A 26,750-nucleotide genomic window follows, 5' to 3' on the forward strand; every position below is an offset into this window, starting at 1 on the left:
GGCCCAAACATCGGGATCGTCGGCTGAGAAGCCCTCATGACTCACATCCACGCAACACCACAAACCTGGAAAAGAAGAACTCGCCAATCAGGTACAACAACCAAAACGATGTCACCGTCACCAAACCATGCACCTGCCACAGATCTGCAATATGTCCGACGCCATAGCTCACGACGCCCATGACAGCGCTGAACAACAGATAGCCCAGCACCATCGCCTTCCTGTCAAAGGTGTAAAGCGCATGCACATGGAAGGAAAAGGTGACCGCGATGCAAAACGCCACAAAGTTGCTGATCGCCTGACTGAGTTCGGCGGCGACGGTGAGTACGAAAAAAATCTGCCAATGGATGAGCGCATTGATCACGCCGATGAACATGTAGCTACAGAATCCTTTCAATAACGCTTTCATGCTGACTCCTGCCAATATCCCTGTTTCAGGTGCCTTTCAAACTAGGTGACTGCCCTGTAGCGGTCTACTGACAGAAATAACAGGCAGGCGAGGATTCCAGACCAACGGTCACATCTAACGATATCGTCGCGAACAGTGCCCCTCACCTTTCACCAGTGCAGCCTCTTAATCGGCGCAGGCTCTTTCATGACAATAAAACCGTAATCGCCGATCAGATAAATCCGGTAGTACTGGCTCTCCACCAGCGGCGGATAACCCTGATACCCCACCCGGGTCGCGTTACGTCGCTCCTTCTCTGCAACGACGTTGGTGATCCCCACTTTCGGCAGGTTCTCGGCCAGCATGTAGAAGTCGATGTTCAGCAGATAGTGCAACACCGGCATCTGCTTGAACGAGCCTGCTGCCCCCAGCAACCAGTGATCGGAATAGGTCACTGACATGTAAATGCGCTTGGCTTCGAACAGCTGTCGATTCGACACGATGTCGTGTTGAAGACTCAATAGCGCGCTGGCCGCGAAGGCTTTCTGCACCGTCAGCACGCGCCCGTAGGCGTACGACAGCGAAAGCATCGCCAGCAACGGAATCACCAACAACAGCGGCAGCCGCTGGTGGATTCGTGCCAGCGCCAGATGGCTCAAATAGAACAACAGCACCAACAGGACCGCGAAGCCCATCAAGGTCCTGGCGCCTTCATTGAAGTCCCGGAAAAACAGCGCCATACCCGACACCAGTAAGGTCACTGCCGGTAATGCCAGCACACAGATCAGGCCGATCAGCATTTTGTTCGCGGTGCTGTCCTGACGCGTCACGACGTTGAGCCCCAGGCGAACCGCGCCAGCTATGGCGCACAGCAACAACCCGGCGAACACCCAGGTAAATCCGCCGTGAAACAGCAGCACGACTTTTTCCAGCACCCTGGCGATGTTGACGTGCAGTTGCAGCAACGGCTCCGCGTTCCAGTTCAGCAGCAGGGTGCGATTGTGTTGAGTGAACGGATAAGCACTGACGGCGTAAATCAGGCAGCCCAGGAAGGCCTGAGCGATTTTCCAGCCGATCAACCCGCACCATTGCGGCCAGGCGAGTTTGTCATTGGCGCCCCTGAGTACCTCCACGCAACACAACCCGAGAAACACATTGAAGCTCACCTGATACAGCCCTATCGCCAAGGCAACCAGAAAGGACGGCACCAGCCACTGCTGAATGCGCGAGGGGGGACGGAAGGTAATCGCATAGATGACCGCCACCACGCTCAACGCCATGGCGGGCCCGTCGTATTGATAAGACAGGTTTTGCAGAAAGAACGGGTTGTACCAGAGCGGTAGCGTCACCAGGCAGCAGGCAATCGTCGGTTGCGGGTAGTAATGAAACGTCAGGCTGGTCAGCGCCGCGGCCATGGCCAGTGTGGCGATCAACAGCGGCAGCGGAAAGATGTTCGGCGCGGCATTGCTGAACGTCAGCAGGTTGTAGAACAGCTCGCTGAACAACCGCCCCTGCCCCGTCCAAGCCAAACCGGCCGACAACGATCGCCAGTTGTCATCGATATACGGATAGTCCGCGAGGAGCAACGGCACCACATACACCAAGGTCGCCAACAGAAAAAACAGCCAGACCTGCCGGCGCCCGAGTTCCTTGCTGAAAAAGTCGCTGAACCTGCCCATGCTAAAACCCGAGCCGGTCTTTGCCGCCAACGATGTCTTTCACCACATAACGCGGCCGATGCTTGGCTTCGATGTAGATGCGGCCGACGTACTCACCGAGGATGCCGATGCCGATCAGTTGCACGCCGCCGAGAAACAGAATGGCCGTCATCAACGACGGGTAACCAGGGACGCTGTTGCCGAAGAAAATCTTGTCCAGCACCATGTACACCGCGTAGAGCACCGCGAAGATCGAAATTCCGCCACCGACGTACGTCCATAAGCGCAACGGCACCGTACTGAACGAGGTCACGCCTTCCAGCGCCAGGTTCCAGAGCTTCCAGCCATTGAACTTGCTGGTGCCCGCCACTCGCTCGGCGCGCTCGTACTCCACCACCACAGTGTTGAACCCGGCCCATGACAGCACGCCTTTCATGAACAACTGGTGCTCGGGAAGCGCGCGAATCACGTCGACCACCTTGCGATCCATCAGCCGAAAATCGCCGACGTTTTCTTCGATGCGGGTGTAAGCGATGCGGTTCAGCACACGGTAGAACAGCGAAGCGCTGTGGCGTTTCAGGTAACTGTCGGTGGTGCGATCCCGGCGCTTGGCGAGCACCACATCCGCGCCTTTTTGCCATTCGCCAATCAACCGCGGGATGACGCTGATCGGGTCCTGCAAATCGACGTCCATGGGAATCACCGCATCGCCGGTGGCATATTCCAGGCCGGCGAACAACGCCGGCTCCTTGCCGAAGTTGCGCGAGAAGTTGATCAGCAAGACCTGTTCATCGGCCTGCGCCAGGGCCTTGACCTCCTCAGCCGTGCGGTCGGAACTGCCATCGTTGATGAACACGATTTCGACCTCGGCCGGGTCAAGCCTCAACTCGCGACGCACGGCCTGATAAAACAGGCTGACCGCCTGTTCTTCATTGAATACCGGAACGATCAACGAGACTCTCATGCACTACGCTCGCGAAAGACCACGTACTTTGAAAACAGAAAGCCAAGCACCAGGCTCAATGCCGAAAAGATAAACACCGTCAGCAGGCCATGAAGTCTCCATACGTCACCGGCATGGCCGACGCCCAGACTCAGCGCCCCCATAGCTCCCAAGAATAGAAGATAACCGCCGACCGACGCCTTGGCTTCGAAGGTATACAGCGCGTTCATGTAGAAGGAAAACGAGGCGGCAACGCAGAAGGCAGCCAGGTTGCTGACCGCCTGACTGAGGCCGGCCCCCACGCTCAGCAGGAAAAAAATTTGCCAGTGGATCAGCGTGTTGGCGACCCCGACTACCGTGTAGCTGGAAAATCCTTTCCACAAAAATCTCATGGTGATTCTCCCGTTTCACGTCATAAAACTTTGAACTTGTCTACTGTCAGAAATCACAGGTGGGCGGACCTTTCAGACCAGCGGTCAAGGCTTGCCTGAATGCCAGGAGACATCCCGTAATATCCCGGTTTTGCAATTGCCCGCGAATCACGCCACCCTGCGCGCCGCCGATGTGCGGCACACAACTCCTTTGGCCCCTTCGGCTACTCCTTATCCCGACACCCGTTCACGAGCCTGCCGTCATGACGTTTGAGCGCGATCACCGAATCGACTTTTTTCGCGGTCTGGCACTGATCTTCATTTTTTGGGATCACGTGCCTCACAACCCCCTTGGTCAAATCACCCTGCGCAATCTCGGTTTCAGCGATGCCGCAGAAATATTCGTGTTTCTCGCCGGCTACGCAGCCGTTCTGGCCTACGGCAAAATCCTTGCGCGCGAGGGTTACCTGATCGCCTGCGTGAAGATTCTGCGGCGCGCCTGGGTGCTCTACGTGGTCCATATTTTCCTGCTGGCCATGCTGATGGGCATCGTGTTCTTCGCCAACAGCCATGTGGAAACCCGCGATCTGGTGGAGGAAATGGGCATGCATCACTTCATCAGCAACCCCCAGCAAGCGTTGACTGATGAGTTACTGCTGCGCTTCAAGCCGAACCTGATGGACCCGCTGCCGCTGTACATCGTGCTGCTGGCGGGATTGCCACTGGTCTTGCCGTTGCTGGTGCGCAAGCCGTGGGCGGTTGTAGCGGTGTCATTGGCGGTGTACTTGCTGGCACCGCGGTTTGGCTGGAACCTGGCGGCCATCAAGGACGGTGTGTGGTACTTCAACCCCGTCACCTGGCAACTGCTGTTTATCCTCGGCGGCTTTATGGCGATTCACGGGCAGCGGCCACGGTTGCCCGACACTCGCCCGCTGTTGCGCCAGCCCTTGTTTGTCAGCGCAGCGGTGTACGTGGTGGTGACCGGGGTGATGACTGTCTCCTTGCGCTGGCCGCAAATACACGATGCCCTGATGCCCGCCAGCCTGAGCAACCTGCTGTACCCGATCAGCAAGACCGATCTGTCGCCGGTCCGTCTGCTGCACTTCCTGGCGCTGGCCTACGTCACCGCCAGGCTCTTGCCCGGCAACGGCTGGACGCAAAACTGGCTGGCGCAGCAATGCTGTCGCATGGGGCGCTATTCACTGGAAGTTTTCTGCCTCGGCGTGCTGTTGGCGCCCTTGGCGGACATGCTCAACGCCCTGACCGACGATGCGTTTGCCATGCAGGTTTTCACCGCGTTGGTGGGGGCCGGGGTGATGGCGTTGCTGGGGGCGTGGCTGGAATTCAACAAGCAGTTGAATCGGCAAATGTCGGTGGCGGCCGCCTAAGATCTTTTGCCCCTACAAACGCAAAAGCCCCGATCATCACGACCGGGGCTTTTTCATTTCAGGCGTTACACCTTACGAAGCACGCACCGCCGCCCCCTGCGACACATTGGTCGGTTGCAGCTTGAACATGTAGAACAACACCGTCAGCAGCACCAGGAACGCCGGCCCCACATAGAGCGCCACGCGAGTGTCCGGGAAGTACGCCATCAGGCCGACCACCAGCACCAAAAACGCCAGCGCCAGGTACGAGCTGACCGGGTACAGCCACATCTTGTATTTCAGGCCGGCACGTTCGCTGGCGCTCAGGCCTTGGCGGAACTTGAGCTGGGCCAGCAGGATCATCACCCAGGTCCAGATCGCGCCGAAGGTGGCAATCGCCGTCACCCAGACGAACACTTTCTCCGGAACCATGTAGTTGAGCAGCACACCCAGTAACAGCACGAAGATCGACAACAGCAACGCGCGACGGGGCACGCCGTTGTTCGAAGTCTTGGCGAAGCCGGCCGGGGCCTGACCGTTCTGCGCCAGGCTGTAGAGCATGCGCCCGGTGCTGAAGATGCCGCCGTTGCAGGATGACAGTGCCGCGGTGATCACCACGAAGTTGATGATACCGGCGGCGGTCTTGATGCCCAGACGCTCGAAGGTCATCACGAACGGGCTGCCCTGGGTGCCGATTTCGTTCCACGGGTAGATCGACAGGATCACGAACAGCGCGCCGACGTAGAACAGCAGAATCCGCCAGAACACCGAGCCGATCGCATTGGGAATGGTCTTCTGCGGGTTCTTCGCTTCACCCGCGGTCAGGCCGATCATCTCGACGCCGAGGTAGGCGAACATCACCATTTGCAGGGACATCAACACGCCTTGCACGCCGTTGGGCATGAAGCCGCCGTGTGCCCAGAGATTGGAAATCCCCAGCGCCACGCCGTCATTGCCAAAGCCGAACGCGATCACGCCGATACCGCCGATCACCATCGCAATGATGGTGACGATCTTGATCAGGGCGAACCAGAATTCGAACTCACCGAAGGCTTTCACCGCGATCAGGTTGATCGAGCCCATGCTGATCAACGCGGCGAGTGCCCAGATCCAGCGCGGTACATCGGGGAACCAGACGCCCATGTACACCGCCACCGCGGTGATTTCCGCAACGCAGGTCACCAGCCACAGGAACCAGTAATTCCAACCGGTCAGGAAGCCCGCCAATGGGCCGAGGTAGTCTTGAGCATACCGGCTGAAGGAGCCGGCGACCGGGTTGTGCACCGCCATCTCGCCGAGGGCGCGCATGATCACCAGGATCGCCAGACCGCCGATGATGTAAGAAAGCATGATTGCCGGACCAGCCATCTCGATGGCTTTGGCCGAACCGAGGAACAGGCCGACGCCGATACAGGCACCGAGCGCCATCAAACGAATATGCCGTTCGCCGAGTTCGCGTTTGAGCGGGCCGCCTTGAGCGGTCTCGCCATTGGACAGGTGATTGCCTGGCATAGGGGTACAACCTCGTCTTGTTATTGGATATGACCACCGAGTGTCGAAGCGCTGACCGGTAAGCCAATGCTTGTCTGAAACCAGGCCTGCTTCGTGGGCAAACCCGTCTTGTAGGACAAAACCTGCAAGATCAGCGGGGCGTGCAGTATAAAAAGCTTCCTATAGGGTTTTTCACTCTATAAACCACAACATTTAGCGAGAACTCTCGGTAAAAGTCCGGTTTACGGAGGGGCATTACCTGGCTTACGTCAGATTATTCGCAACTAAAACGGCGCGGAGTATTGCACGGTAATGGTGCATCGTCATGTTCTTGAATAGGCTGTACTTTCCCTTACACGCGTCTAGAACACTACTTACAGCTTGATGAGATCCTTGTGGCGAGGGAGCTTGCTCCCGCTCGACTGCGTAGCAGTCGCAAAGCCTGTAAACCGTATTTATCAGACGAACCGCGGTCGCAAGGTTTGGGGTTGCTTCGCAGCCCAGCGGGAGCAAGCTCCCTCGCCACAGGAAATTGCGTTTCAAATTGGATCCTTCAATATTTTCAGAATATTCACGCAGGAGTTGCAGCGATGTGTAGGCAGTTGGATGGCTAGGGTGAATGGGGACCACTGCTTAAGGACGCAAAGGAATGCTCTCTCGCCCAAACTCTCACCTGCTTCGCCAAGGACGTTACTCAGAACCAGGACGGGCCTATCTCATTACGGCCGTAGTACATCAACGCCGACAGATATTCACTGATTGGCGGTTGGGACGCCTGCTGGTTGCAGAACTCCGACGGGCCCATGAACTGGGCTGGGTCAACTCAATAGCCTGGGTGGTTATGCCTGATCACTTTCATTGGCTGCTACAACTCGAACAATGCACTTTGGCGCAGCTTATGCAGACCACCAAGTCTCGTAGCACGCTCACCATCAATCGGGCGTTAAACCGTGAAGGCGCGTTCTGGCAAACTGGCTACCACGACCGGGCAATCCGCGATGGAGAAGAACTCCTGCCGTTCGCTCGATACATCGTTGCAAATCCCTTGAGAGCAGGGCTCGTAGACAAAATCGGCGATTACCCACTCTGGGATGTCTGCTGGTTGTAACGTCACTCCTCTTCTGTGGCTACCGAACTCCCTGTGGTGAGGGGATTTATCGGAATGCCGCACCACCCCGTTCGGTTGCGCAGCAGCCGTAAAACCTGAGGACGCGGTGTGACTGACAGAACACAAGGGAGCGCTTCGCACTCCAACGGGGATAAATCCCCTCGCCACAAGTCAAAGTGGATCCATGATATTTGTGTATCCACAATTTTTTCACCAACGCCAACCACCGTCTAAGCTTCAGACAAGTCCTCTCAATCTGCGTAAATGGATCAGTCGACTATGGGCGTTTTGTGGCAAACCGATTCGAGTAAAAATGTGGTTCCGACTGGACGTATGGACGAAACGCCTTTACCTGAAAAACCCCGAAGCAGTCGCACAAAGCACGGCTGGTGGGCGTTCTGGTTGTTGTTGCTGATTATCCTGATTGTCCTGGGGTTGGCTGCGGCCAAGGAAATGCGCACATCGAAGTTTCAATCCCGGGAACTCAGCCAATACGCGGCCACCCTGAGCTACGAGCTCAAACCCGGTCCCAGCGATGCCATTCGCTATCCCGGTGCCGGTCCTTTCGACCTGCGCCTGGGCTACAGCTCTCTGGGTGAGTTCCTGCCGCGTTTGATCAAGCGTGATTACGTTGTGGCGTCACAGACCCGGTTTTCGCAAAAGTTGATGGACTACACCGACAAGGGCTTTTTCGTGCCCTACGCGGAGAAAATCCAGGCTGGATTGGTGATCACCGATTGCCGTGCGGCACCGCTTTACCAGTACAAGTACCCACAACAACTGTATTCAAGCTTTGCGGCGATCCCCCCTGTGGTGGTCAACAGTTTGCTGTTCATCGAAAACCGCTTTCTGCTCGATCCCCGTCAGCCCCGGGCCAACCCTGCCGTGGATTGGCCTCGGTTCGGCATGGCAGCGTGGTCCCAGGTCGCCAAGTTAATGCACCTGCCGGGCCAGTCGGCGGGCGGCAGTACCCTGGCAACGCAACTTGAGAAGTACCGGCATTCGCCCGATGGCCTGACCGTGTCGGGCGCGGAAAAAATCCGGCAGATGATTTCTGCCAGTGTGCGCGCCTATCAGGCCGGACCGGAGACCCTCGAAGCCCGGCAGAACGTGATTCGCGATTACCTCAACAGCGTGCCCCTGTCGGCAGTACCGGGTCACGGTGAAGTGCATGGCATGGCCGAAGGTTTGCGCGTCTGGTACGGCGCCGATTTCAACCAGGCCAACGAGCGGCTGGCCAGCAAGGAGACAGATCCGAAAAGCATGTCGGAAAAAGGTCTGGCCCTGCGGGAGATGCTGTCTTTGATGATTGCCCAGCGCCGCCCTTCCCACTACCTGACCAAGGGGCGCGAGGAACTGGCCGACCTCACCGACAGCCACATTCGCCTGCTGGCACAGAATGACGTGATCGATGCGCCACTCGCGGCAGCGGCATTGGCCAGCAAAGTGACCTATCGCGACTGGCAGACACAGCCAACCATTCAGCCGATCGAAACCAACAAGGGCATCAGCGTGGCACGCAGTCGTCTGGGCGGGTTGCTCAACCGTCCGCTGTACGACCTCGATCGCCTTGATCTTTCCGCCACCAGCACCCTGCAAGGCGAGTTGCAAACCCAGGCTACCGAGTACCTGAAGCATCTGGCCGACCCTGTGTTTGCAACGCAGATCGGCTTGATGGGCGAACGCCTGCTGACCCCCACCAGTACCGCCCAGGTGCGCTACAGCTTCACGCTGTTCGAACTGACCCCGGACGGCTCGCGGGTGCGGGTGCAGACCGACAGCACCGACCAGCCGTTCGATATCAATGAAGGCAGCAAGCTGGAGCTGGGCTCCACCGCCAAGATGCGTGTGCTGACCACCTATTTGCAGATCATGGCCGAGCTGCACGATAAATACGCAACGATGACCGTCCCGGAACTGAAGAAAGTCGAGGTCCCGGAGCAGGACCATCTGAGTCGCTGGGCCGTCGATTACCTGATCCAGAATAAAGACCGCAACCTGCCAGCCATGCTTGGCGCCGCGCTGGACCGCAAATACTCCGCCAGCCCCGGCGAAGCCTTTTTTACCGGTGGCGGGTTGCATGTGTTCCATAACTTTCGCAAGGAAGACAACGGCCGCATGCCGACGCTTCGCGATGCAATACGTGAGTCGATCAACCTGCCGTTCATTCGGCTGATGCGTGATCTGGTGCGCTATACCACCTATTCAGGCCCCAACAGCAGCGCCGAATTGCTCAAGGACGACCGCGACCCTCGGCGTCAGGAATACCTGGCTTCGTTTGCCGACCGGGAAGGCACATCGTTCCTCCTGAAATTCTGGAAGAAGTACAAGAACAAGGACACCCAGGCGCGGCTCGAGACCTTCCTCGACAGCATGCGCCCGACCCCGATTCGCATGGCCGCGGTGCATCGGTATCTGTTGCCACAGGCCAGTCAGGAAAGCTTCAACATGTTCGTGCGCTCGCACCTCAAAGGCGCCAAGCTCACCGAAAAGCTGACCGACGAACGTCTCCAACGGCTTTACGAAAGCTACGGCCCTGGGGCCTACGACTTGCCGGACCAAGGCTTCATCGCCAAGGTCCACCCGCTCGATTTGTGGTTGATGGGTTACCTGCTGAACAACCCGGATGCCAAGTTCAGCCAGATCGTCAAAGCCAGCCAGTTCGAACGCCAGGAAGTCTACAGCTGGCTGTTCAAAAGCCGTCACAAGCTTGCCCGCGACAGCCGCATTCGCACCATGCTGGAGATCGAGGCGTTCCTCGACATTCACCAGCGCTGGCAGAAAGTCGGCTATCCGTTCGATCACCTGGTACCGTCGCTGGCCACCGCCATCGGCAGTTCCGGCGATCGTCCGGCAGCCTTGGCGGAGCTGATCGGTACCATCCTCAACGACGGCGTGCGCATGCCGACACTGCGCATCGACAGCCTGCACTTCGCGGCGAACACGCCGTATGAAACCAAACTGATCAATAACCCGGATGTCGGTAAACGGGTGATGCCTTCCGAGGTAGCCACAGCCATGCGCGAAGCGTTGTCGCAAGTGGTGGATGCCGGTACAGCCAAACGTATCTCCGGCAGTTTCGTAACGCCTGATGGCAAACCGTTGGCCATGGGCGGCAAAACCGGTACGGGCGATAACCGCATCGAAGCCTTCGGTTCGGGTGGGCGAATTCTGAGTTCGAAATCCATTAACCGCACCGCGACCTTTGTGTTCTACATCGGCGATCGTCACTTCGGCACGATGACGGCGTTCGTGCCCGGGCAATCGGCCGAAGCGTTCAAGTTCACTTCGGCCTTGCCAGTGCAAGTGCTCAAAGGGATGGCGCCGATTCTGATGCCGTACCTGCAACCGGGTAGCAGTGTCGCGTGTGCGCCGGTTCCGACATCGCGACTGTGAGTTTCAGACATTGAGTTCAATAGTGGCGGCCGATGCGCGAGCGCCTTGAAAACCGAAGCGCCTGCTTGCGCTCACTCCCCCGGCGCCCTGGCGTTGAACAACAACAGTACGTTGCCGTCGTAATCCCCCGGGCGGTATCCCCCGGGCGGCTTCACTGGCGCGATTTCCAGCAACACCCGCGTGCCTGCCGCCGCTTCAGCCGCTGACACCACCAGCCGTGAAGAAAGGTCCGGGCTCAACTCCACCCCGTTGAAACTGACCCGCAATGCCATGTTGTCACTCGGCCTGCCGTTCGACAGGTAGGGGGTGGCCTCCAGGCGCGCTTCAATGGCGCTGGTGTCATGCCGCACATCGAAATACTTGCGCACGCTGCTCAGGGTTTTTGTGGAAGGGTTCCAGTTCAACCGCTGCGGTCGGTGAATCCAGTCCGACTCGGCCGGGATTACATAAAACCCAAGGGTCGGAATATCCGCCGACACTTCGAACGTGTGCTCCTCCCGCGCCGCGAAAGCGCAAGCACTTATCAGCGTCAAGGCACCCACGCATCCGGCGACGGTCGCTTGCTTGATCATGTCAGTTATCTGTTGCATCACCGATCACCTCTTCATTGCTTGCTGGCGATGCGCAGCGTTTTTTTCGCGTTGCCCTCGACCAGAGTGAAGCGGTACTCGCGACCGGGCTTTTTCTCGAATTCGAACGTCTTGCCCGCGAGGATGTGGTGTTTGGTAGTCGGCTCGCACTCGGTTTCATCCTTCAGCGAGCAGTTGCGAAACTCGTCGACCACTACGACCGTATTGCCGTTATTGCGCAGCGTGTAACGCTCGGCTGCGTCATTGATCACGCTGTCGAAACGAGTGTCCTTTGGCCGCACGAAGAACACCGTGCCAAACCCGGTCATGACGTTGACCCCCGCCGACAGATTCTTTTTGTACTCATCACGTTCCTCGCTGGACACCGCAAAGTCGTCTTCCTTTTCCGGCACCACCGGCACAAAGCGCACGCGAAAATATCGTTCGGTGTCCCGATTGCCCATCAGCAGCAAGCGTGTGCCTTGCATGCCATTGGCCGGCACGATCAAGCGCGCGGGACTGGCCATCAAGCCATCACGGCCACTCTCATCCGCTTGGGTCTTGACCGGCACTTCACGGGACGTGCCATCGTCGTCGTAGAGGATCTCCAGGATGTTGACTTTGACGAACGCGGTGCTGTCACCGCGGTTGAACACACGCTTGAGGTAGGTGCTCTTGTCACCATCCAGATAGTCGTAAACCGTTCCGACGTTAATCTGCGGCCCGGCCTGAAGACCCAATGAAAAACCGCTCAAACCCAACAGCAACCACAGACGTTTCATACCCTTGAACCTCATGACATTGAACACAACACGGATGGCACCTGGCGATACGCAGCCCATCAAAGATCCGAATCCCAGATCACCGTGACGTTGCCGGCGTAGTAGCCCGCCTGACCGGGGCTGAGCATGAAACCCATCTGACTGGATGGAATTTCGAAGTGCAGTACGCCTGGACGCCTTTCCACATAAAAGCTCGGTTGAAACTGCTGGGCATTCGCTGCACCGGTACGTAGCCGGCGTTGCTTGACCGGTTGGCCGGCGAGGTCGGTCAGGCCATTTGGCAGTGTGGTGCTGACCTGCACCTCAACCGCACGCCCGGTCTTTCGGTCCAGGATCATGCACTCGAAAGGGTTTATGGCGATTTCGCATTCCAGGTGCATTTTGAAACGCGTCGACGCCGAGATATTGAAACTCTGATCCCGGAACAGCCGTACAGGCTTGCGCCCTTCCTGCAACCAGCTTTGCCAGCCACCTGCCGGGGTCAAACGGACTTTTTCCCCGCCAGGAGGGATATCGACCTTGAGGGTGTGCTGTACGTCGAGCACGAAGTCCAGGGTCAGGTTACTGTCGTTCGCAGGCATGCTTCCCAAGTCGAAATCGGCGCCTGGGCCGACCCGATAGGTCATCGAACCGGTATAGAGCCCGCTCGACATTCCCAGCGGGTTGGGCGTGCGCAGTTCATAGGCAATATCCAGAGTGTCGAAGGACATGTGCGGGATAGCAAAGTAGGTTCTTTTGTTGCAGGCCGCCTCAATCGGGGTTTTCCAGAAGAATCGATAAGTATTGGGTGTATACGCCCCGACACCGCTGTACTCGCAAGGAGGTGGCGCATATACCCAACTATTGCCGTACCACAGTTTCTGATGTCCCTCGAGAATGTCTGTCACACCGACCAGGCTGGCGGCCGAATGACTCAGGACGTATTCGGAACCAACACCGGTAATGCGCACCTCGACCGTTTCGGTTTCCAGTGTTTGCCTGTTCGTCACCGTCAGTTGCCGCCAGTTGGCCGGTACTTTCACAGGGATGAGATCCAGACGCCCGATGTTTGCCCTCGGTCCGAAGCGAATCGGCAAACGAATGCTGAACATATTGTTGTCCTGGCACTGGTCCGGGTAAGTCGCGCAATAGCCGCTGTTCGGGGTCTTGTTGATGAATACGTTTTTTTGCGGCTGCGAGGGATCGGGGGTGAACAGCGCCCGGATCTCCTGATTAACCGCCCCGACCGATGGAGCCACCAGCGTCATCGCCAGCGCCAGGCCGATAGTAGAGATTTTCATGGCTTCAACCTGCCTTCTGATCAAAGGAACTGGCATCAGCCAGCGTGTCCGGCGTGCACTGCAGATCACCGATCATCAACACGTTGTTTTCACTGCGATGACGATTGGCATCGAGGCGGAAACGGCACAACAGCTGATTGGCGTAACGCACCTCCAGGGTCGGTGAACCGGCGTTCATTTCCATCGAGAAAAACCCGTCGACTTCAGTCACCCCACGACTGGCATGGTTGATCACGTGATGCCCCTTGAGCGGCTTTCCTTGTGCGTCGAGCAAGCGCCCGAGCACGGTCAGGGTTTTCATCACCCGCACCTGGCGATAATCCACGCCGCCCTTGTTGAGGTGATAGCGGGTACGGGAAGGTTCGATGCTCGCCGCCGGCACATGGTTGCCTTCGAAATCAAAGCTCACCGAGCTGTTCCTGTAGGCCGTCAACGGAATGAAATTGCGCCCCGGGCGCAACGCCACGCTGCCGCCACTGAGGTCGTCGGCGCGCAGGGCGATGCCGTCGATATCGGACTCGATGTCGACAATCATCCCGGCGCCGCGCCCCTGATGCTGGCTGGTCAGGGCCATGCGCTGACCACCAACGACCACCGTGCTGTCGAGGTTTACGCCGCCAGTGAAGTTGCCATTGAAGGATGAACGCTGAACAAAACCGTCGCCGTTGATCGCATCGGTGCGAAAGTTCGTCAGGCTCGACAAGCCGACGCCGTAGGTGTCGGTGAGCGCGGTTACCGAGACACTTTGCAGCACATGGTCTTGCAGGTCTTTGCGGTAACCGAGTGACGCGTTGTTGTCGCGGCTGCCGTCACGGGCCGTACGCGAGCCGATGCTGCCGGATACCTGCTGGCCAGGTCCGCCCAATGCCATGTTGATGCTTAGATCAACCCCGCGATTACGCGCATCGCCGCTGCTGTAGCTGCCCGGACGATCGAACAGCGACAGTCGCCAGTTGGCATCGCTGCCCAGCAGCGTCATGCGTTGCGTCCAACCCAGATCCAGACCGACGCCTTCAACGTTGCCGTCGCTGTGAAACACCCGCGCGTTGAGCGAATTTTTGCGGCTGATCCGGTGGTTCAATGCCAGCGATGAATTGCTGGTCTCGCCGATGAACACGTTACGTTGGCGCACGCGGGTGCCGTCGGGCAACGTGTCGTAGGTGTTGGTGGTGTCGAGCCAGCTGCGGTTATGGCTCACTACCAGGCTGCCGGAACCATAGTTGTAGAGTGCTTGCAGATCGGCGCCGCTGCCGTGGTCCTCGGTTTGGTACAGATTGGCGTAGAGGTTGATGCTGTTGGCCAGGCTCCAGTCGATGGAACTGCCGTACTGAAGCGTGTTGCGGACCTGACGTGCCGACAACCCTAGAATCGCTCGAGGATGCAGCAGGTAATTGATCGCAGCTCCCGCCGTCGCGTCACCGTCGCTCTGTTGATCCCAGTTGCTGAGCAGTTTGTTTTCCTGCCCGGCGAACAGGTTGTAGCGCCAGCGCTCATCGAGATTGCGCCAGTTGATCGGTTTGTAGATCAGTTCCTGGGTGGTCGAGGTGATTTGACCGTCTTCGATCAATCGCACTTCCACTTCGTAAATACCACCGGGCAATGGCCGGGTGTCAAGGGTTTGCAAACCTGCCGGGACTGACTGGGTGTTGATCAGTAAACCATCGCGAAAAATCTCCACCGAGGCCTGGCGATTGGCGGTGACATAAATCGGATAAACACTGGGTTTCGGGCTGTCGATCGCCAGGCTGTCAGAACTGCCGTACATCACGCCCACGGCGATATCAGGGCTGGTGCCAAACGAGCGCGGCTGACGAGTGAGGCCTTCGGAATTGGGGGTGAAATAACCCAGTCGAAAAAAACTGCCTTGCAGTTCGCGCTGGGTGTAGAGCTCATGCACCGCGTGGTAGGTCTTGGTGTCCGGGCCGCCAAGACGTGCCAGTTGCATGTTGATGGTCTGGCTCCAGTTGCCAAGGCTACCACTGGCTTCGAGGCCGAAACGCCCGCCCAGATCCTGATCCTGGCCGCCGTTGAGGTTGAGCTGGTTGCGCACCATCAAGCCGCTACTGCCGCCTTCGGGCTGTTCGTAAAAACGCTTGGCTTGAGTGTCGCGCTCGGCATTTTCGGTGACGATCGACAGCAATGAGCTTTCCAGGTTGTAGTGAACCGCCAGCATCTGTTCCGGGCACTGGCCGGTACAGGCGCCCAGCGCCACGCCGGGCTTGAGCACATCGGCCCAGGTTTGGCGCTCACTGGCGTCGAAGCGGCTTTCGCTGGTATCGGTGAAATCGAGCAACGTCACCCGGTCGTCGCGGGACAACACAATCATCGCCTCGCCGAGGGGCTGTTGATCGAGCTCGACCCGAACGGCCAACGGCACATCGAAGAAATGCTCCTCGAAATCCGCCGGCAGACCCTTGGCCTGGGCCAGCAAACTTCTGGGGGTATTATCAATAGAAGTCGGCGCCGCAAATGCGCTGCTACATAACAGCAACGCAAGCGCTGCCGCGATGGGCGTCATCGGGAACATGAACAAGTACTCTGATTACAAGGAAGTCAAAACCCGGCCGACAAACCGAATGTTTGCCGACCGGTTACGTTACTTTGAATAAGTAAACGTTCTGCCGCGAGTCTTACTTAGACGGAAGGTTCAACTACCAGCAGGACAACGCCGGTGTAATCACCTGCATCAGGCTTGCCGCCTGTTGCACTGATTTTGAACGGTGCGCGATAGCGGACGTTGGACTCGGTTTCGCCAACAACTTCCTGCGAAGTGGTTGTCAGCGTTTTGCCGTTGAGCTCCACTTTCAGGTCGATGGTCTTGTTACCGGCAATCAGCTTCGGCACGCCTTCCAGGCGGGCGTGAACCTTGCCGGCGGTGTGCAGCACGTCAAAGTGCCCGTCAACTGTTCTCATGGAGTCGGTAGACGGGTTGTAGCTCATGTCCTGGTCCTTGTTGACCAGGTCCGCATCGACCGGCACCGCGTAGAAATCGTCGGCCGGAACGTGGGCCACAATGTTGATGGAGTGCTTGGCCTCGGTAGCGGCAAACGCCATCGAGGAGCTCAGTGCCAGAACAGCCAAAGGAGCAGCAAACGCGATTTTCTTGAACATTAGTCAGTACCTGTCGTTTTAAAATAATCGATTCGTTGAAAGTTACTGGATAAGTGGAACCGTCACGAGCAGCCCCTTTATCCAGATGAACTTTCAACGCCGAAAGATGATCGGCCAATTATTCTTGAAAGTAAGCAGGCAAGTTCCGACAACCGCGTAGCCAGAGTGCATTAGCGAGGAAAGAAAAAACCTGAAATAACATAAAAGTGACTGTCTGGCTGTAAGACACAGACTACAATTCTTGCTCTATCCGCGATAACAACGAGATATTAAGGAAGTCACTTCTGTAGGACTAACACTACATACCCAGCAAACATTAGGCACGCACATAACATTAGAGAGTTAACACTAATTTCCGGCTTTTCACTGAATTAAAAACCACCATTTTTTTGATATTGCAGGCTTCGACCCGACGCGACGCTCGGGGTGGCCACTGGTCGGGAGTCCTTGCGCTCTCGTTAAGATATATCTTAAGTTGTATCTAAACACGACGAGAGAAAGCAAAAAATGAGAGACCATCATTCCCCCCACCGTGAACACGGTGACAGCCACGACGGCTTCGAGAAACGCCCCGGCCGCGAACGCGGTGGACGCGGTCCCCGGGTTTTCGCCCCCGGTGACCTGAAACTGCTGCTGTTGGCGCTGATCGCCGAACAGCCTTGCCACGGCTACGACCTGATCCGCCAGATCGAAAGCATGTTCGACGGCGCCTACTGCCCCAGCCCCGGTGTGATCTACCCGACCCTGACCTTCCTTGAAGAAAGCGAAATGATCCTGGGCGACGCCGAGGGCGGGAAAAAACGCTACACCATCACCGAGGCCGGACGTCTGTCATTAAGCGATCAGGCGATCGCACTGGATGGTGTGCGGATGCGCATCGAAGTCAGCAAGCGCTCATTGCGCGGCCATGATCGCCCCGCCGAGATTCACGAAGCAGTGCACAACTTGCGTCATGCCTTGCAGATGCATCACGGCCGCTGGAGCCCGGAAGAAATCCTGCGGGTGCGCGACCTGCTCAACAACACCGCCAAAGCCATCGTCGATGGCCCTGTCGTTCAACCCGCTCAGGAGCAAGCCGAATGACCGAAGTGATCGTGCAAACCATCCACCGTGTCAGCCACGAGATCAAACGCCGTCGTCTGGAAGTGTTGCGGGTAGTCGACCTGACGCCGCGCATGCGCCGCATCACGCTGGGTGGACCGGAACTCGCAGGCTTCGTCAGCCTCGGCACGGACGACCACGTCAAACTGCTGTTTCCACAAACCGCGGCGGAACAAGCGGCGCTGGAAACCCTGGTGCTCGGTGCCGGCAAAACCGATCAGCCGATGCCGGCCATGCGCGATTACACACCGCGTCGTTACGACCTGAACACGCTGGAACTGGACATCGACTTCGTGCTGCACGGCGACGGCCCTGCCTCGACCTGGGCCGAGCAAGCCAAACCCGGCCAATTCCTGCACATCGGCGGGCCACGGGGCTCGATGGTCGTGCCGGACATCTTCGACAGCTACTTGCTGATCGGTGACGAAACCGCCCTGCCTGCGATCGCTCGACGCCTGGAAAGCCTGGCGGCCAATCGCCGGGTGCTGGCGGTCATCGAAGTGGAGAACGGTGCCGAGCAACAGAAGCTGGAAAGCGCTGCGCAGGTGAATGTGATCTGGGTCTTGCGCGAAGGCGGGAAGAACAACTTGCTCAACACCGTTAAACAACTGCAAGTGCCCAGCGGCAACCTGTACGCCTGGGTGGCGACCGAAAGCAAAATGTCGCGGCAGATACGCCGGGTGTTGCTGGATGAGCACGGGCTGGATGAAAAGCTCGTCAAAGCCGTGGGTTACTGGCGACTGGATGACAGCGACGAAGAGTGACAACCTCAGCGAAAATCCCCCTGTGGGAGCGGGCTTGCTCGCGAAGGCGGTGTGTCATTCAGCATTGATATGACTGACACACCGCCTTCGCGAGCAAGCCCGCTCCCACAGGGGATTTTTGGCGTTTATAAAATTGGTTTTCGCCAGCGATCCAGTCCCACCACCAACAAGGCAATCACCACAAACCCTACCAATAACCCCCCGGCATTCATGAACACCTGTGGATAACCCAGCTTCTCGACATCTATGAACGGATAGGGATAAACCGCCAGCAGATGTCCGCGCCACAACGAATACGCGAAGTACACCACTGGATAGATCACCCACGCAGCGATATGCCGCAGTCGCAACGCGCCTTTCGGCACACAGCACCACCAATACGCCAGAAACAGCAACGGCATGACGTCATGCATCAGCTCATCGGCCAGCCATTGCCAGCCTTGCGGATGCCATAAATGGCGTAACAACACGTTGTACCCCAGGCCGACCACAGCGATGCTCACGGCAATGCCGCTACTCACCCACGGTTGCAAAAACCAGCGCCGCGTCGCCGACTCGCGGGATGTCAGCTCACACGTCAGCACGGTCGCCACCAGCGTATTGCTCAGCACGGTGAAATAGCTGAAGAAGCTGACCAGCCCACCGAGCAGGCTGGCCGCCAGCGTCCAGCGTGAGTAGAAAATCAGGTACAGCTGAATGCTCAGTCCCGCCCAGCCAAGCACCGCCGCCACGGCCACAAAACGACGCCTCGCGGCAGACCCCGGCGTCGAGAGGCTAACCATGCTCAGACCGGGCGCTTGGTGCGCATCAACTTCACGTACAAGCGCTCGACCTTCTCCCGCGCCCACGGGGTTTTACGCAGGAATGTCAGGCTCGACTTGATGCTCGGATCACTCTTGAAACAGCGGATATCGATGCGCTCGGCCAGCCCCGACCATTCGTAGTGATCAACCAGGGCGTTGAGGATTTGCTCCAGCGTCACGCCGTGCAGCGGGTTGTTGTTCTGTTCGGTCATGCCGGGCCTTTGCGCGAAGAAAGAATAAAGAAGCCGCGCACCTTAGCCGAGGGCTTCGATGGGGGGAAGGACTCAGTTAACTGTAGGCCAACGACAGCGATTTGTAGGAGCAAATAGAACCCTGTAGGAGCAAAGCTTGCTCGCGATGGCGTCTTGCCAGTCAACATAGATGTTGGATTGAGCCGGCGCCATCGCGAGCAAGCTTTGCTCCTACAGGTTGTGCATTTTTTTGCCGGTTAATGCACTGTTACCAATTCCGAAAAGCTGCATGTCAGTAAAAGCGCTTTCTCTCTTTGTAACAGATCATTATCCTGCCGCCCTTAAGCTGAAACGCTTCACTGCCCGATCCATCTCGTTGCCTTCAGTTCACCCCCAGAAAAAGATCAGAATTTCTACTTATATGTCCGACTTCCCAACTCCGCGAGACAGCGCTGTCTGCACCCCTATTGCTCATCGAAAAGCCCTGAACCTGATCGGCGGATTCACCGCGTTGGGCCTCGCCACTTGCACCCAGGCCGCTCCGGCTTTCGACAGTGAGTCGCCGTGGATGCTCGGCGACTGGAACGGCACGCGCACCGAACTTTCGGAAAAAGGCTACGACTTCAAAGTCGATTACACCGGCGAAATGGGAAGCAATCTGCACGGCGGTTACGACCATGACCGCACCGCTCGCTACAGCGATCAGTTTGGCCTCGGCACGCACCTGGACCTGCAGAAGATTCTGGGCTGGGACGACGCCGAATTTCAGCTGACCATCACCGAGCGCAACGGCAACAACATCAGCAACGACCGCATCAATGATCCGCGTGTGGGCGGATTCACCTCGGCTCAGGAAGTCTGGGGCCGTGGCCAGACCTGGCGCCTGACGCAGATGTGGTATCAGCAGAAATTCTTCGATCAGAAGCTCGACATCAAAGTCGGCCGTTTCGGCGAAGGCGAAGACTTCAACAGCTTCCCCTGCGACTTCCAGAACCTGGCGTTCTGCGGCTCGCAGGTCGGCAACTGGGTCGGTGGTATCTGGTACAACTGGCCGGTCAGCCAATGGGCGATGCGGGTCAAATATCACCTGACGCCTGAGCTCTATGCACAAATTGGCGCCTATGAGCAGAACCCGTCGAACCTTGATCGCGACAATGGTTTCAAGCTCAGCGGCAGTGGCACCCAGGGTGCGATCCTGCCGGTGGAACTGGTCTGGTCGCCGAAGCTCAACGGCCTGCCGGGTGAATACCGCGCCGGCTATTACTACAGCAGTGCTAACGCCACCGACGCATACAAGGACAGCAACGGTCAGCCGGCCGCCCTGAGTGGCGAGGCTTACCGCAGTGCGTCGAGCAAACATGGCGTGTGGCTCGGTGTGCAGCAGCAATTGACCAGCCGCGCCAGCGACAACTCCCGCGGCCTGAGCGTGTTCGCCAACGGCACGATGCACGACAAGAAGACCAACGCCATCGACAACTATGTCCAGGCAGGCGTCGTCTACAAAGGCTTGTTCGATGCACGCGCCAGGGACGACATCGGTTTCGCCCTGGCTCGCGTCCACGTCAACCCGGCCTATCGCAAGAACGCCGAGGCGACCAATCAGGCCCGCGCCGTGTTCGACTACAACGACCCGTCCTTCCTGCCACCGCAGGACACTGAATACAGCGCCGAACTCTATTACGGCGTGCACGTCACGAACTGGCTGACCGTGCGCCCGAACCTGCAATACATCCGCCACCCCGGTGGCGTGGACCAGGTCGATGACGCGCTGATTGGCGGGATCAAGATCCAGTCGTCGTTCTAACCAACACCACAAACCCCTGTGGGAGCGGGCTTGCTCGCGAAAGCGGTCTATCAGGCAACCAGGATGTTGAATGTGATGGCCTCTTCGCGAGCAAGCCCGCTCCCACAGGGTAATGCGTCAACCCAACAGTTTTTATCTGAACCCTGCCCGCACCGGATCATCATCTACAGTGAACTTGCGCGGGACTACTTAAAACGTCACGGAGAACCACACTATGAGCACTGATGGTGCTTTGAGTCGAAGCCGTCTGCTGCCGAGCCTGCTCGGTATCCTGCTTCTGCTAATGGGCCTGGCCATGCTGGCCGGGGGGATCAAGCTGAGCATGCTCGGCGGCTCGCTGTATTACCTGCTGGCCGGTATCGGCCTGGCGCTGACCGGCGTGCTGCTGATTGCCGACCGTTATGCAGCGCTGAGTCTGTACGCCGTGGTGTTGTTCGCCAGTACGGTCTGGGCACTGTGGGAAGTCGGCCTGGACTGGTGGCAACTGGTGCCACGTCTGGCGCTGCTCTTTGCCCTCGGGATCGTCATGCTACTGCCGTGGTTTCGTCGCCCGTTGCGCAGCGGTGAGTTCAATCCGGTCGGCACCGGTGTACTGAGCGCTGCCGTGGTCATCGCGGGTATCGCCGCGCTGGCCAGCCTGTTCACCCACCCGGGTGAAATCAAAGGCCAACTGGACCGCGACAGCGTGCCGGGCATGACCAACACCGCCCCGGCCATGCCCGACGGTGACTGGAACTCCTACGGCCGCAGCGCCCATGGCGATCGTTACTCGCCACTGACCCAGATCACCCCGCAGAACGCGAACAAACTCGTTCCGGCCTGGACCTTCCGCACCGGCGACCTGCCAGGGCCGAACGACCCGGGTGAAACCACGGCTGAAAACACCCCGCTGAAAGTCAACGGCATGCTCTATGTCTGCACGCCGCACAGCCAGGTGATCGCGCTGGACCCGGACACCGGCAAGGAAATCTGGCGTTTCGATCCGAAGCTCTCCACGCAAAACGCGGCGAACTTCAAGGGTTGGGCACACATGACCTGCCGTGGCGTGACCTATCACGATGACGCCGTTTATGCGTCCGAACAAAGCCCGACCGGCACCGCCAACCCTGCGCCGGTCAGCAGCGTCTGCCCACGCCGGATCTTCCTGCCGACTGCCGACACCCGTCTGATCGCCCTCGACGCCGACACCGGCAAGATGTGCGAAGACTTCGGCGACAAGGGCCAGGTTGATCTGCGCGCCAACATCGGCGGCTTCACGGCGGGCGGTTACTACTCCACCTCGCCTCCAGCGGTCACTAAAGACCTGGTAGTGATTGGCGGCCACGTCACCGACAACGTCTCCACCGACGAGCCTAGCGGCGTGATCCGCGCGTTCGACGTGCACACCGGCAAACTGGTGTGGAACTGGGACAGCGGCAACCCGGACGACACCACGCCGATTGCCGAAGGCAAGATCTACACCCGCAACTCGCCGAACATGTGGTCCATGTTCGCGGTCGACGAAAAACTCGGCATGCTTTACCTGCCGATGGGCAACCAGACCCCGGACCAGTTCGGTGGTGCGCGCACCCCTGAATCGGAATTGCACGCCGCCGGCCTGACCGCCCTCGACATCGCCACCGGTAAAGTGCGCTGGCACTTCCAGTTCACCCACCATGACCTGTGGGACATGGACGTCGGCGGCCAGCCAACCCTGATGGACCTGAAAACCGCTGACGGCGTGAAGCCAGCGGTACTCGCGTCCACCAAGCAAGGCAGCATCTACGTGCTGGACCGCAGCACCGGTAAAGCGATCGTACCGATCAACGAAGTGCCAGTGCCTCAAGGCGCTGTCGAAGGTGATCACACTTCGCCAACCCAACCGAAATCCGACCTGAACCTGATGCCGCCGCCGCTGAAAGAACGCGACATGTGGGGCGTGACACCGTTCGACCAACTGATCTGCCGGATCGGCTTCAAATCCATGCGCTACGACGGCCCGTTCACGCCGCCATCGCTGCAAGGTTCGATCGTGTATCCAGGCAACTTCGGCGTGTTCGACTGGGGCGGTATCTCGGTTGACCCGGTGCGTCAGATCGCTTTCATGAACCCGGACTACATGGCGTTCAAATCGAAATTGATCCCGGCCGCCGAAATCGCTGCCCAAGGCCCGCGTAAAAGCGAAACCGAAGGCGTGCAGCCGAACAAAGGCGCGCCCTACGGCGTCATCCTCGAACCCCTGCTCTCGCCATTGGGCCTGCCGTGCCAGGCACCGGCCTGGGGTTACGTGACAGCGGTCGACCTGACCACCAGCAAAATCATCTGGAAACACAAAAACGGCACCGTGCGCGACAGCTCACCGGTTCCGATCCCGCTGAGCATGGGCGTGCCTAGCCTGGGCGGCACCTTCACCACTGCCGGTGGCGTGGCCTTCCTGAGCGGCACCCTCGACCAGTACCTGCGCGCCTACGACGTGAAAAACGGCAAGCAACTGTGGGAAGGCCGCCTGCCAGCCGGCGCGCAAACCACGCCGATGACCTACACCGGCAAGGACGGCAAGCAATACGTGCTCGTTGTTGCAGGTGGTCATGGGTCGCTGGGCACCAAGCAAGGTGACTATGTGATTGCGTACAAACTGTCCGAGTAAGTTTTAGCGGCGGTTAAAGGAAAGGCGACTCCTGCGAGGGGGTCGCCTTTTTTGTGCCTGCTATTTTTTGCCACACTGCTGAACAAATGTGGGAGCGGGCTTGCTCGCGAAAGCGGCCTAACATCCGACATTGATGTCGTCTGACACTCCGTCATCGCGAGCAAGCTCGCTCCCACAGTGGAACGGTGTACATCTGCGAATGATTGGTCGGCTGTCAGGCCGTCATCGCGAGCAGGCTCACTCCCACAGGGGATCCGTGTTCGCCTTTCGCCCCTCACCACTCATCAGGCCGAGCGTTAGCTCGCCTGCAGCTCTTGATCTTCATCCACCCGCCCCTTCGGGGGTCTGAGTGGAGGTGTTCATCCGGGGAGTGGCGCGCAGCAATGGATATGTACCCGGTCAACCCAAAACAGGGTCGGCCCAAAGGCCGCCAAGTCAAACGCACCTGTCAAAACCCTGAACACACACCCAGAAATATCCCAAGCCATTGAAACCACCCCCCACCTGCCCCATCTAAGACCCATACCCTATTGCGCAGGTGCCCCATGACCGACCAGCAAGAATTCCCCGAAGACCCGAGCGACTACGCCGACCCAGAGAACGCCGAACACCACTCCACCGGCAAAGGCCTCGCCCTGCCAGGCCAGAACCTGCCGGACAAGGTCTACATCATCCCGATCCACAACCGCCCGTTCTTCCCGGCCCAAGTACTGCCGGTCATCGTCAATGAAGAACCGTGGGCTGAAACGCTGGACCTGGTAAGCAAATCCGATCACCACTCCCTGGCCCTGTTCTACATGGACACGCCCCAGGAAGACCCGCGTCATTTCGACACCTCGGCCCTGCCGCTCTACGGCACGCTGGTCAAGGTGCATCACGCCAGTCGCGAAAACGGCAAACTGCAATTCGTCGCCCAGGGCCTGACCCGCGTACGCCTCAAGACATGGCTCAAGCACCATCGCCCGCCGTACCTGGTGGAAGTCGAATACCCGCACCAGCCCACCGAGCCGACCGACGAGGTCAAGGCCTACGGCATGGCGCTGATCAACGCGATCAAGGAACTGCTGCCGCTCAACCCGCTGTACAGCGAAGAGCTGAAGAACTACCTCAATCGCTTCAGCCCCAATGACCCGTCGCCGCTGACCGACTTCGCCGCCGCCCTGACCTCGGCCACCGGCAGCGAGCTGCAAGAAGTGCTCGACTGCGTGCCCATGCTCAAACGCATGGAAAAAGTCCTGCCGATGCTGCGCAAGGAAGTCGAAGTCGCGCGCCTGCAAAAAGAGATTTCCGCTGAAGTTAACCGCAAGATCGGCGAGCATCAGCGCGAGTTCTTCCTCAAGGAGCAACTCAAGGTCATCCAGCAAGAGCTGGGTTTGACCAAAGACGACCGCAGCGCCGACATCGAGCAGTTCGAACAACGGCTGACCGGCAAGGTTCTTCCGGCTCAGGCGCAAAAACGCGTCGAAGAAGAAATGAACAAACTGTCGATCCTCGAAACCGGTTCGCCGGAGTATGCGGTCACCCGCAACTACCTCGACTGGGCAACCTCGGTGCCGTGGGGCGTGTACGGCGAGGACAAACTCAACCTCAAGCACGCACGCAAGGTGTTGGACAAACACCATGCCGGCCTCGACGACATCAAGGACCGCATCCTCGAGTTCCTCGCGGTCGGTGCCTACAAAGGCGAGATCAGCGGCTCCATCGTGCTGCTGGTCGGCCCGCCGGGCGTTGGTAAAACCAGTGTCGGCAAATCCATCGCCGAATCCCTCGGTCGGCCGTTCTACCGCTTCAGCGTCGGCGGCATGCGTGATGAAGCCGAGATCAAGGGCCACCGCCGCACCTACATCGGCGCGCAGCCGGGCAAACTCGTGCATGCGCTGAAAGATGTCGAAGTGATGAACCCGGTGATCATGCTCGACGAGATCGACAAGATGGGCCAGAGCTACCAGGGCGACCCGGCCTCGGCGCTGCTGGAAACACTTGACCCGGAACAGAACGTCGAATTCCTCGACCACTACCTGGACTTGCGTCTGGACCTGTCGAAAGTGCTGTTCATCTGCACCGCCAATACCCTGGACTCGATCCCCGGCCCGTTGCTGGACCGGATGGAAGTGATTCGCCTGTCGGGTTACATCACCGAAGAAAAAATCGCCATCGCCAAACGTCACCTGTGGCCCAAGCAACTTGAGAAGGCCGGTGTGTCCAAAGGCAGCCTGTCGATCAGCGACAGCGCGTTGAAGGCGTTGATCGATGGCTACGCTCGCGAAGCCGGGGTGCGGCAGTTGGAAAAACAACTGGGCAAACTGGTGCGCAAAGCCGTTGTGAAACTGATCGACGAGCCGAAAGCGGTCATCAAGCTCGGCCCGAAAGACCTGGAAGCCTCACTCGGTCATCCCGTCTTCCGCAACGAGCAAGTGCTGTCGGGGACTGGCGTGATCACGGGCCTGGCCTGGACCAGCATGGGCGGCGCGACCTTGCCGATCGAAGCCACGCGCATTCACACCTTGAACCGTGGCTTCAAACTCACCGGGCAACTGGGCGATGTGATGAAGGAGTCGGCAGAAATCGCCTACAGCTACGTCAGCTCCAACCTGAAGTCGTTCGGCGGTGATCCGAAGTTCTTCGACGAAGCCTTCGTTCACCTGCACGTCCCGGAAGGCGCTACCCCGAAAGATGGCCCGAGTGCCGGGGTGACCATGGCCAGCGCCCTGCTTTCGCTCGCCCGAAACCAGCCACCGAAAAAAGGCATCGCCATGACCGGCGAACTGACGCTGACCGGGCATGTACTGCCGATTGGCGGCGTGCGTGAAAAGGTGATTGCGGCGCGGCGGCAGAAGATCTTCGAGTTGATCCTGCCCGAGCCTAACCGCGGCAGCTTTGAGGAATTGCCGGATTATCTGAAAGAAGGGATTACCGTGCACTTTGCCAAGCGCTTTGCGGATGTGGCGAAAATTCTGTTCTGATAATGGTGTAGTGCTCAAGCGGCCGCTTTCGCGA

At 58.5% G+C, this 26,750-nt stretch carries 20 protein-coding genes; 8 read left to right on the plus strand and 12 right to left on the minus strand.

The features are described 5' to 3' along the window. Positions 1 to 34: 34 nt before the first annotated feature. From KGB03_RS03245 to KGB03_RS03260, 4 genes are all read right to left on the minus strand, one after another. Positions 35 to 409, minus strand: a complete 375-nt coding sequence (locus tag KGB03_RS03245; protein WP_218538342.1) for a GtrA family protein — start codon at positions 407 to 409, stop codon at positions 35 to 37. A gap of 149 nt (positions 410 to 558) precedes the next feature. Beyond that, the gene (locus tag KGB03_RS03250) at positions 559 to 2,067 is read right to left on the minus strand and encodes a glucosyltransferase domain-containing protein (protein WP_223526331.1); all 1,509 of its coding nucleotides are present in this window, start codon (positions 2,065 to 2,067) and stop codon (positions 559 to 561) included. Between the two features lies 1 nt (position 2,068). Further along, positions 2,069 to 3,010: a glycosyltransferase family 2 protein gene (locus KGB03_RS03255; RefSeq protein WP_218538340.1), complete on the minus strand. Its 942-nt coding sequence runs from the start codon at positions 3,008 to 3,010 to the stop codon at positions 2,069 to 2,071. Beyond that, a complete protein-coding gene (locus KGB03_RS03260) occupies positions 3,007 to 3,381 on the minus strand; it encodes a GtrA family protein (protein WP_111452022.1) in 375 nt (124 codons plus the stop codon). Before KGB03_RS03260 ends, KGB03_RS03255 begins: the two co-directional genes overlap by 4 nt. A 242-nt stretch (positions 3,382 to 3,623) precedes the next feature. On the opposite strand from KGB03_RS03260, the gene KGB03_RS03265 reads away from it, so the two are divergent. After that, positions 3,624 to 4,748 carry an OpgC family protein gene (locus KGB03_RS03265; RefSeq protein ID WP_218538339.1) on the plus strand — a complete coding sequence of 375 codons (1,125 nt, stop codon included), beginning with the start codon at positions 3,624 to 3,626 and terminating at the stop codon, positions 4,746 to 4,748. 72 nt (positions 4,749 to 4,820) lie between these two features. On the opposite strand, the gene KGB03_RS03270 is transcribed toward KGB03_RS03265, so the two are convergent. Beyond that, positions 4,821 to 6,239: an amino acid permease gene (locus KGB03_RS03270; protein ID WP_192410271.1), complete on the minus strand. Its 1,419-nt coding sequence runs from the start codon at positions 6,237 to 6,239 to the stop codon at positions 4,821 to 4,823. A 628-nt stretch (positions 6,240 to 6,867) separates the two neighbouring features. Here KGB03_RS03270 and KGB03_RS03275 point away from each other — a divergent pair. Together KGB03_RS03275 and KGB03_RS03280 are read left to right on the plus strand one after the other, a co-directional pair. After that, positions 6,868 to 7,326, plus strand: a complete 459-nt coding sequence (locus KGB03_RS03275; RefSeq protein WP_218538338.1) for an REP-associated tyrosine transposase — start codon at positions 6,868 to 6,870, stop codon at positions 7,324 to 7,326. A gap of 279 nt (positions 7,327 to 7,605) precedes the next feature. Continuing rightward, a complete protein-coding gene (locus tag KGB03_RS03280) occupies positions 7,606 to 10,722 on the plus strand; it encodes a transglycosylase domain-containing protein (RefSeq protein ID WP_192410269.1) in 3,117 nt (1,038 codons plus the stop codon). A gap of 71 nt (positions 10,723 to 10,793) precedes the next feature. Here KGB03_RS03280 and KGB03_RS03285 read toward each other — a convergent pair whose 3' ends face one another. From KGB03_RS03285 to KGB03_RS03305, 5 genes are all read right to left on the minus strand, one after another. Then, complete coding sequence (locus tag KGB03_RS03285) at positions 10,794 to 11,294, minus strand: CS1 type fimbrial major subunit (RefSeq protein ID WP_074873991.1); 501 nt, start codon at positions 11,292 to 11,294, stop codon at positions 10,794 to 10,796. A 32-nt stretch (positions 11,295 to 11,326) separates the two neighbouring features. Then, positions 11,327 to 12,073, minus strand: coding sequence for a molecular chaperone (locus KGB03_RS03290; protein WP_192410268.1), 747 nt, complete (start codon positions 12,071 to 12,073; stop codon positions 11,327 to 11,329). Positions 12,074 to 12,132: 59 nt separating this feature from the next. Then, a complete protein-coding gene (locus KGB03_RS03295) occupies positions 12,133 to 13,353 on the minus strand; it encodes a hypothetical protein (protein ID WP_223526332.1) in 1,221 nt (406 codons plus the stop codon). 4 nt (positions 13,354 to 13,357) lie between these two features. Beyond that, complete coding sequence (locus tag KGB03_RS03300; protein ID WP_223526333.1) at positions 13,358 to 15,880, minus strand: CS1-pili formation C-terminal domain-containing protein; 2,523 nt, start codon at positions 15,878 to 15,880, stop codon at positions 13,358 to 13,360. A 107-nt stretch (positions 15,881 to 15,987) separates the two neighbouring features. Further along, the gene (locus KGB03_RS03305; RefSeq protein ID WP_192410265.1) at positions 15,988 to 16,464 is read right to left on the minus strand and encodes a CS1 type fimbrial major subunit; all 477 of its coding nucleotides are present in this window, start codon (positions 16,462 to 16,464) and stop codon (positions 15,988 to 15,990) included. 507 nt (positions 16,465 to 16,971) lie between these two features. On the opposite strand from KGB03_RS03305, the gene KGB03_RS03310 reads away from it, so the two are divergent. Next, positions 16,972 to 17,547, plus strand: a complete 576-nt coding sequence (locus tag KGB03_RS03310; protein ID WP_192410264.1) for a PadR family transcriptional regulator — start codon at positions 16,972 to 16,974, stop codon at positions 17,545 to 17,547. Beyond that, the gene (locus tag KGB03_RS03315) at positions 17,544 to 18,329 is read left to right on the plus strand and encodes a siderophore-interacting protein (protein WP_223526334.1); all 786 of its coding nucleotides are present in this window, start codon (positions 17,544 to 17,546) and stop codon (positions 18,327 to 18,329) included. Before KGB03_RS03310 ends, KGB03_RS03315 begins: the two co-directional genes overlap by 4 nt. A gap of 125 nt (positions 18,330 to 18,454) precedes the next feature. On the opposite strand, the gene KGB03_RS03320 is transcribed toward KGB03_RS03315, so the two are convergent. Together KGB03_RS03320 and KGB03_RS03325 are read right to left on the minus strand one after the other, a co-directional pair. Continuing rightward, positions 18,455 to 19,111, minus strand: a complete 657-nt coding sequence (locus KGB03_RS03320; RefSeq protein WP_223526335.1) for a Pr6Pr family membrane protein — start codon at positions 19,109 to 19,111, stop codon at positions 18,455 to 18,457. Between the two features lie 2 nt (positions 19,112 to 19,113). Continuing rightward, entirely contained in the window at positions 19,114 to 19,344 is a 231-nt protein-coding gene (locus tag KGB03_RS03325) for a VF530 family DNA-binding protein (protein ID WP_111452034.1), read from the minus strand. A 400-nt stretch (positions 19,345 to 19,744) separates the two neighbouring features. Between KGB03_RS03325 and KGB03_RS03330 the strand changes: the two genes are divergently transcribed. The 3 genes from KGB03_RS03330 to lon all read left to right on the plus strand — a co-directional run bounded on the left by KGB03_RS03330 (position 19,745) and on the right by lon (position 26,716). After that, positions 19,745 to 21,127 carry a carbohydrate porin gene (locus KGB03_RS03330; protein ID WP_218538333.1) on the plus strand — a complete coding sequence of 461 codons (1,383 nt, stop codon included), beginning with the start codon at positions 19,745 to 19,747 and terminating at the stop codon, positions 21,125 to 21,127. A gap of 214 nt (positions 21,128 to 21,341) precedes the next feature. Further along, positions 21,342 to 23,753, plus strand: coding sequence for a glucose/quinate/shikimate family membrane-bound PQQ-dependent dehydrogenase (locus KGB03_RS03335; protein ID WP_223526336.1), 2,412 nt, complete (start codon positions 21,342 to 21,344; stop codon positions 23,751 to 23,753). 545 nt (positions 23,754 to 24,298) lie between these two features. Continuing rightward, entirely contained in the window at positions 24,299 to 26,716 is a 2,418-nt protein-coding gene (lon, locus tag KGB03_RS03340) for an endopeptidase La (protein ID WP_223526337.1), read from the plus strand. Positions 26,717 to 26,750 lie beyond the last annotated feature (34 nt).

Source organism: Pseudomonas sp. BF-B-26 (assembly GCF_019956495.1).
Lineage (GTDB): Bacteria > Pseudomonadota > Gammaproteobacteria > Pseudomonadales > Pseudomonadaceae > Aquipseudomonas.

Coding starts and splice junctions, on each gene's coding strand:
- KGB03_RS03250 (WP_223526331.1), bottom strand. CDS start 2,067: ATGGGCAGGTTCAGCGACTTTTTCAGCAAGGAACTCGGGCGCCGGCAG.
- KGB03_RS03280 (WP_192410269.1), top strand. CDS start 7,606: ATGGGCGTTTTGTGGCAAACCGATTCGAGTAAAAATGTGGTTCCGACT.
- KGB03_RS03270 (WP_192410271.1), bottom strand. CDS start 6,239: ATGCCAGGCAATCACCTGTCCAATGGCGAGACCGCTCAAGGCGGCCCG.
- KGB03_RS03300 (WP_223526333.1), bottom strand. CDS start 15,880: ATGTTCCCGATGACGCCCATCGCGGCAGCGCTTGCGTTGCTGTTATGT.
- KGB03_RS03275 (WP_218538338.1), top strand. CDS start 6,868: ATGCTCTCTCGCCCAAACTCTCACCTGCTTCGCCAAGGACGTTACTCA.
- KGB03_RS03315 (WP_223526334.1), top strand. CDS start 17,544: ATGACCGAAGTGATCGTGCAAACCATCCACCGTGTCAGCCACGAGATC.
- KGB03_RS03290 (WP_192410268.1), bottom strand. CDS start 12,073: ATGAAACGTCTGTGGTTGCTGTTGGGTTTGAGCGGTTTTTCATTGGGT.
- lon (WP_223526337.1), top strand. CDS start 24,299: ATGACCGACCAGCAAGAATTCCCCGAAGACCCGAGCGACTACGCCGAC.
- KGB03_RS03260 (WP_111452022.1), bottom strand. CDS start 3,381: ATGAGATTTTTGTGGAAAGGATTTTCCAGCTACACGGTAGTCGGGGTC.
- KGB03_RS03325 (WP_111452034.1), bottom strand. CDS start 19,344: ATGACCGAACAGAACAACAACCCGCTGCACGGCGTGACGCTGGAGCAA.
- KGB03_RS03295 (WP_223526332.1), bottom strand. CDS start 13,353: ATGAAAATCTCTACTATCGGCCTGGCGCTGGCGATGACGCTGGTGGCT.
- KGB03_RS03330 (WP_218538333.1), top strand. CDS start 19,745: ATGTCCGACTTCCCAACTCCGCGAGACAGCGCTGTCTGCACCCCTATT.
- KGB03_RS03285 (WP_074873991.1), bottom strand. CDS start 11,294: ATGATCAAGCAAGCGACCGTCGCCGGATGCGTGGGTGCCTTGACGCTG.
- KGB03_RS03305 (WP_192410265.1), bottom strand. CDS start 16,464: ATGTTCAAGAAAATCGCGTTTGCTGCTCCTTTGGCTGTTCTGGCACTG.
- KGB03_RS03320 (WP_223526335.1), bottom strand. CDS start 19,111: ATGGTTAGCCTCTCGACGCCGGGGTCTGCCGCGAGGCGTCGTTTTGTG.
- KGB03_RS03245 (WP_218538342.1), bottom strand. CDS start 409: ATGAAAGCGTTATTGAAAGGATTCTGTAGCTACATGTTCATCGGCGTG.
- KGB03_RS03255 (WP_218538340.1), bottom strand. CDS start 3,010: ATGAGAGTCTCGTTGATCGTTCCGGTATTCAATGAAGAACAGGCGGTC.
- KGB03_RS03335 (WP_223526336.1), top strand. CDS start 21,342: ATGAGCACTGATGGTGCTTTGAGTCGAAGCCGTCTGCTGCCGAGCCTG.
- KGB03_RS03265 (WP_218538339.1), top strand. CDS start 3,624: ATGACGTTTGAGCGCGATCACCGAATCGACTTTTTTCGCGGTCTGGCA.
- KGB03_RS03310 (WP_192410264.1), top strand. CDS start 16,972: ATGAGAGACCATCATTCCCCCCACCGTGAACACGGTGACAGCCACGAC.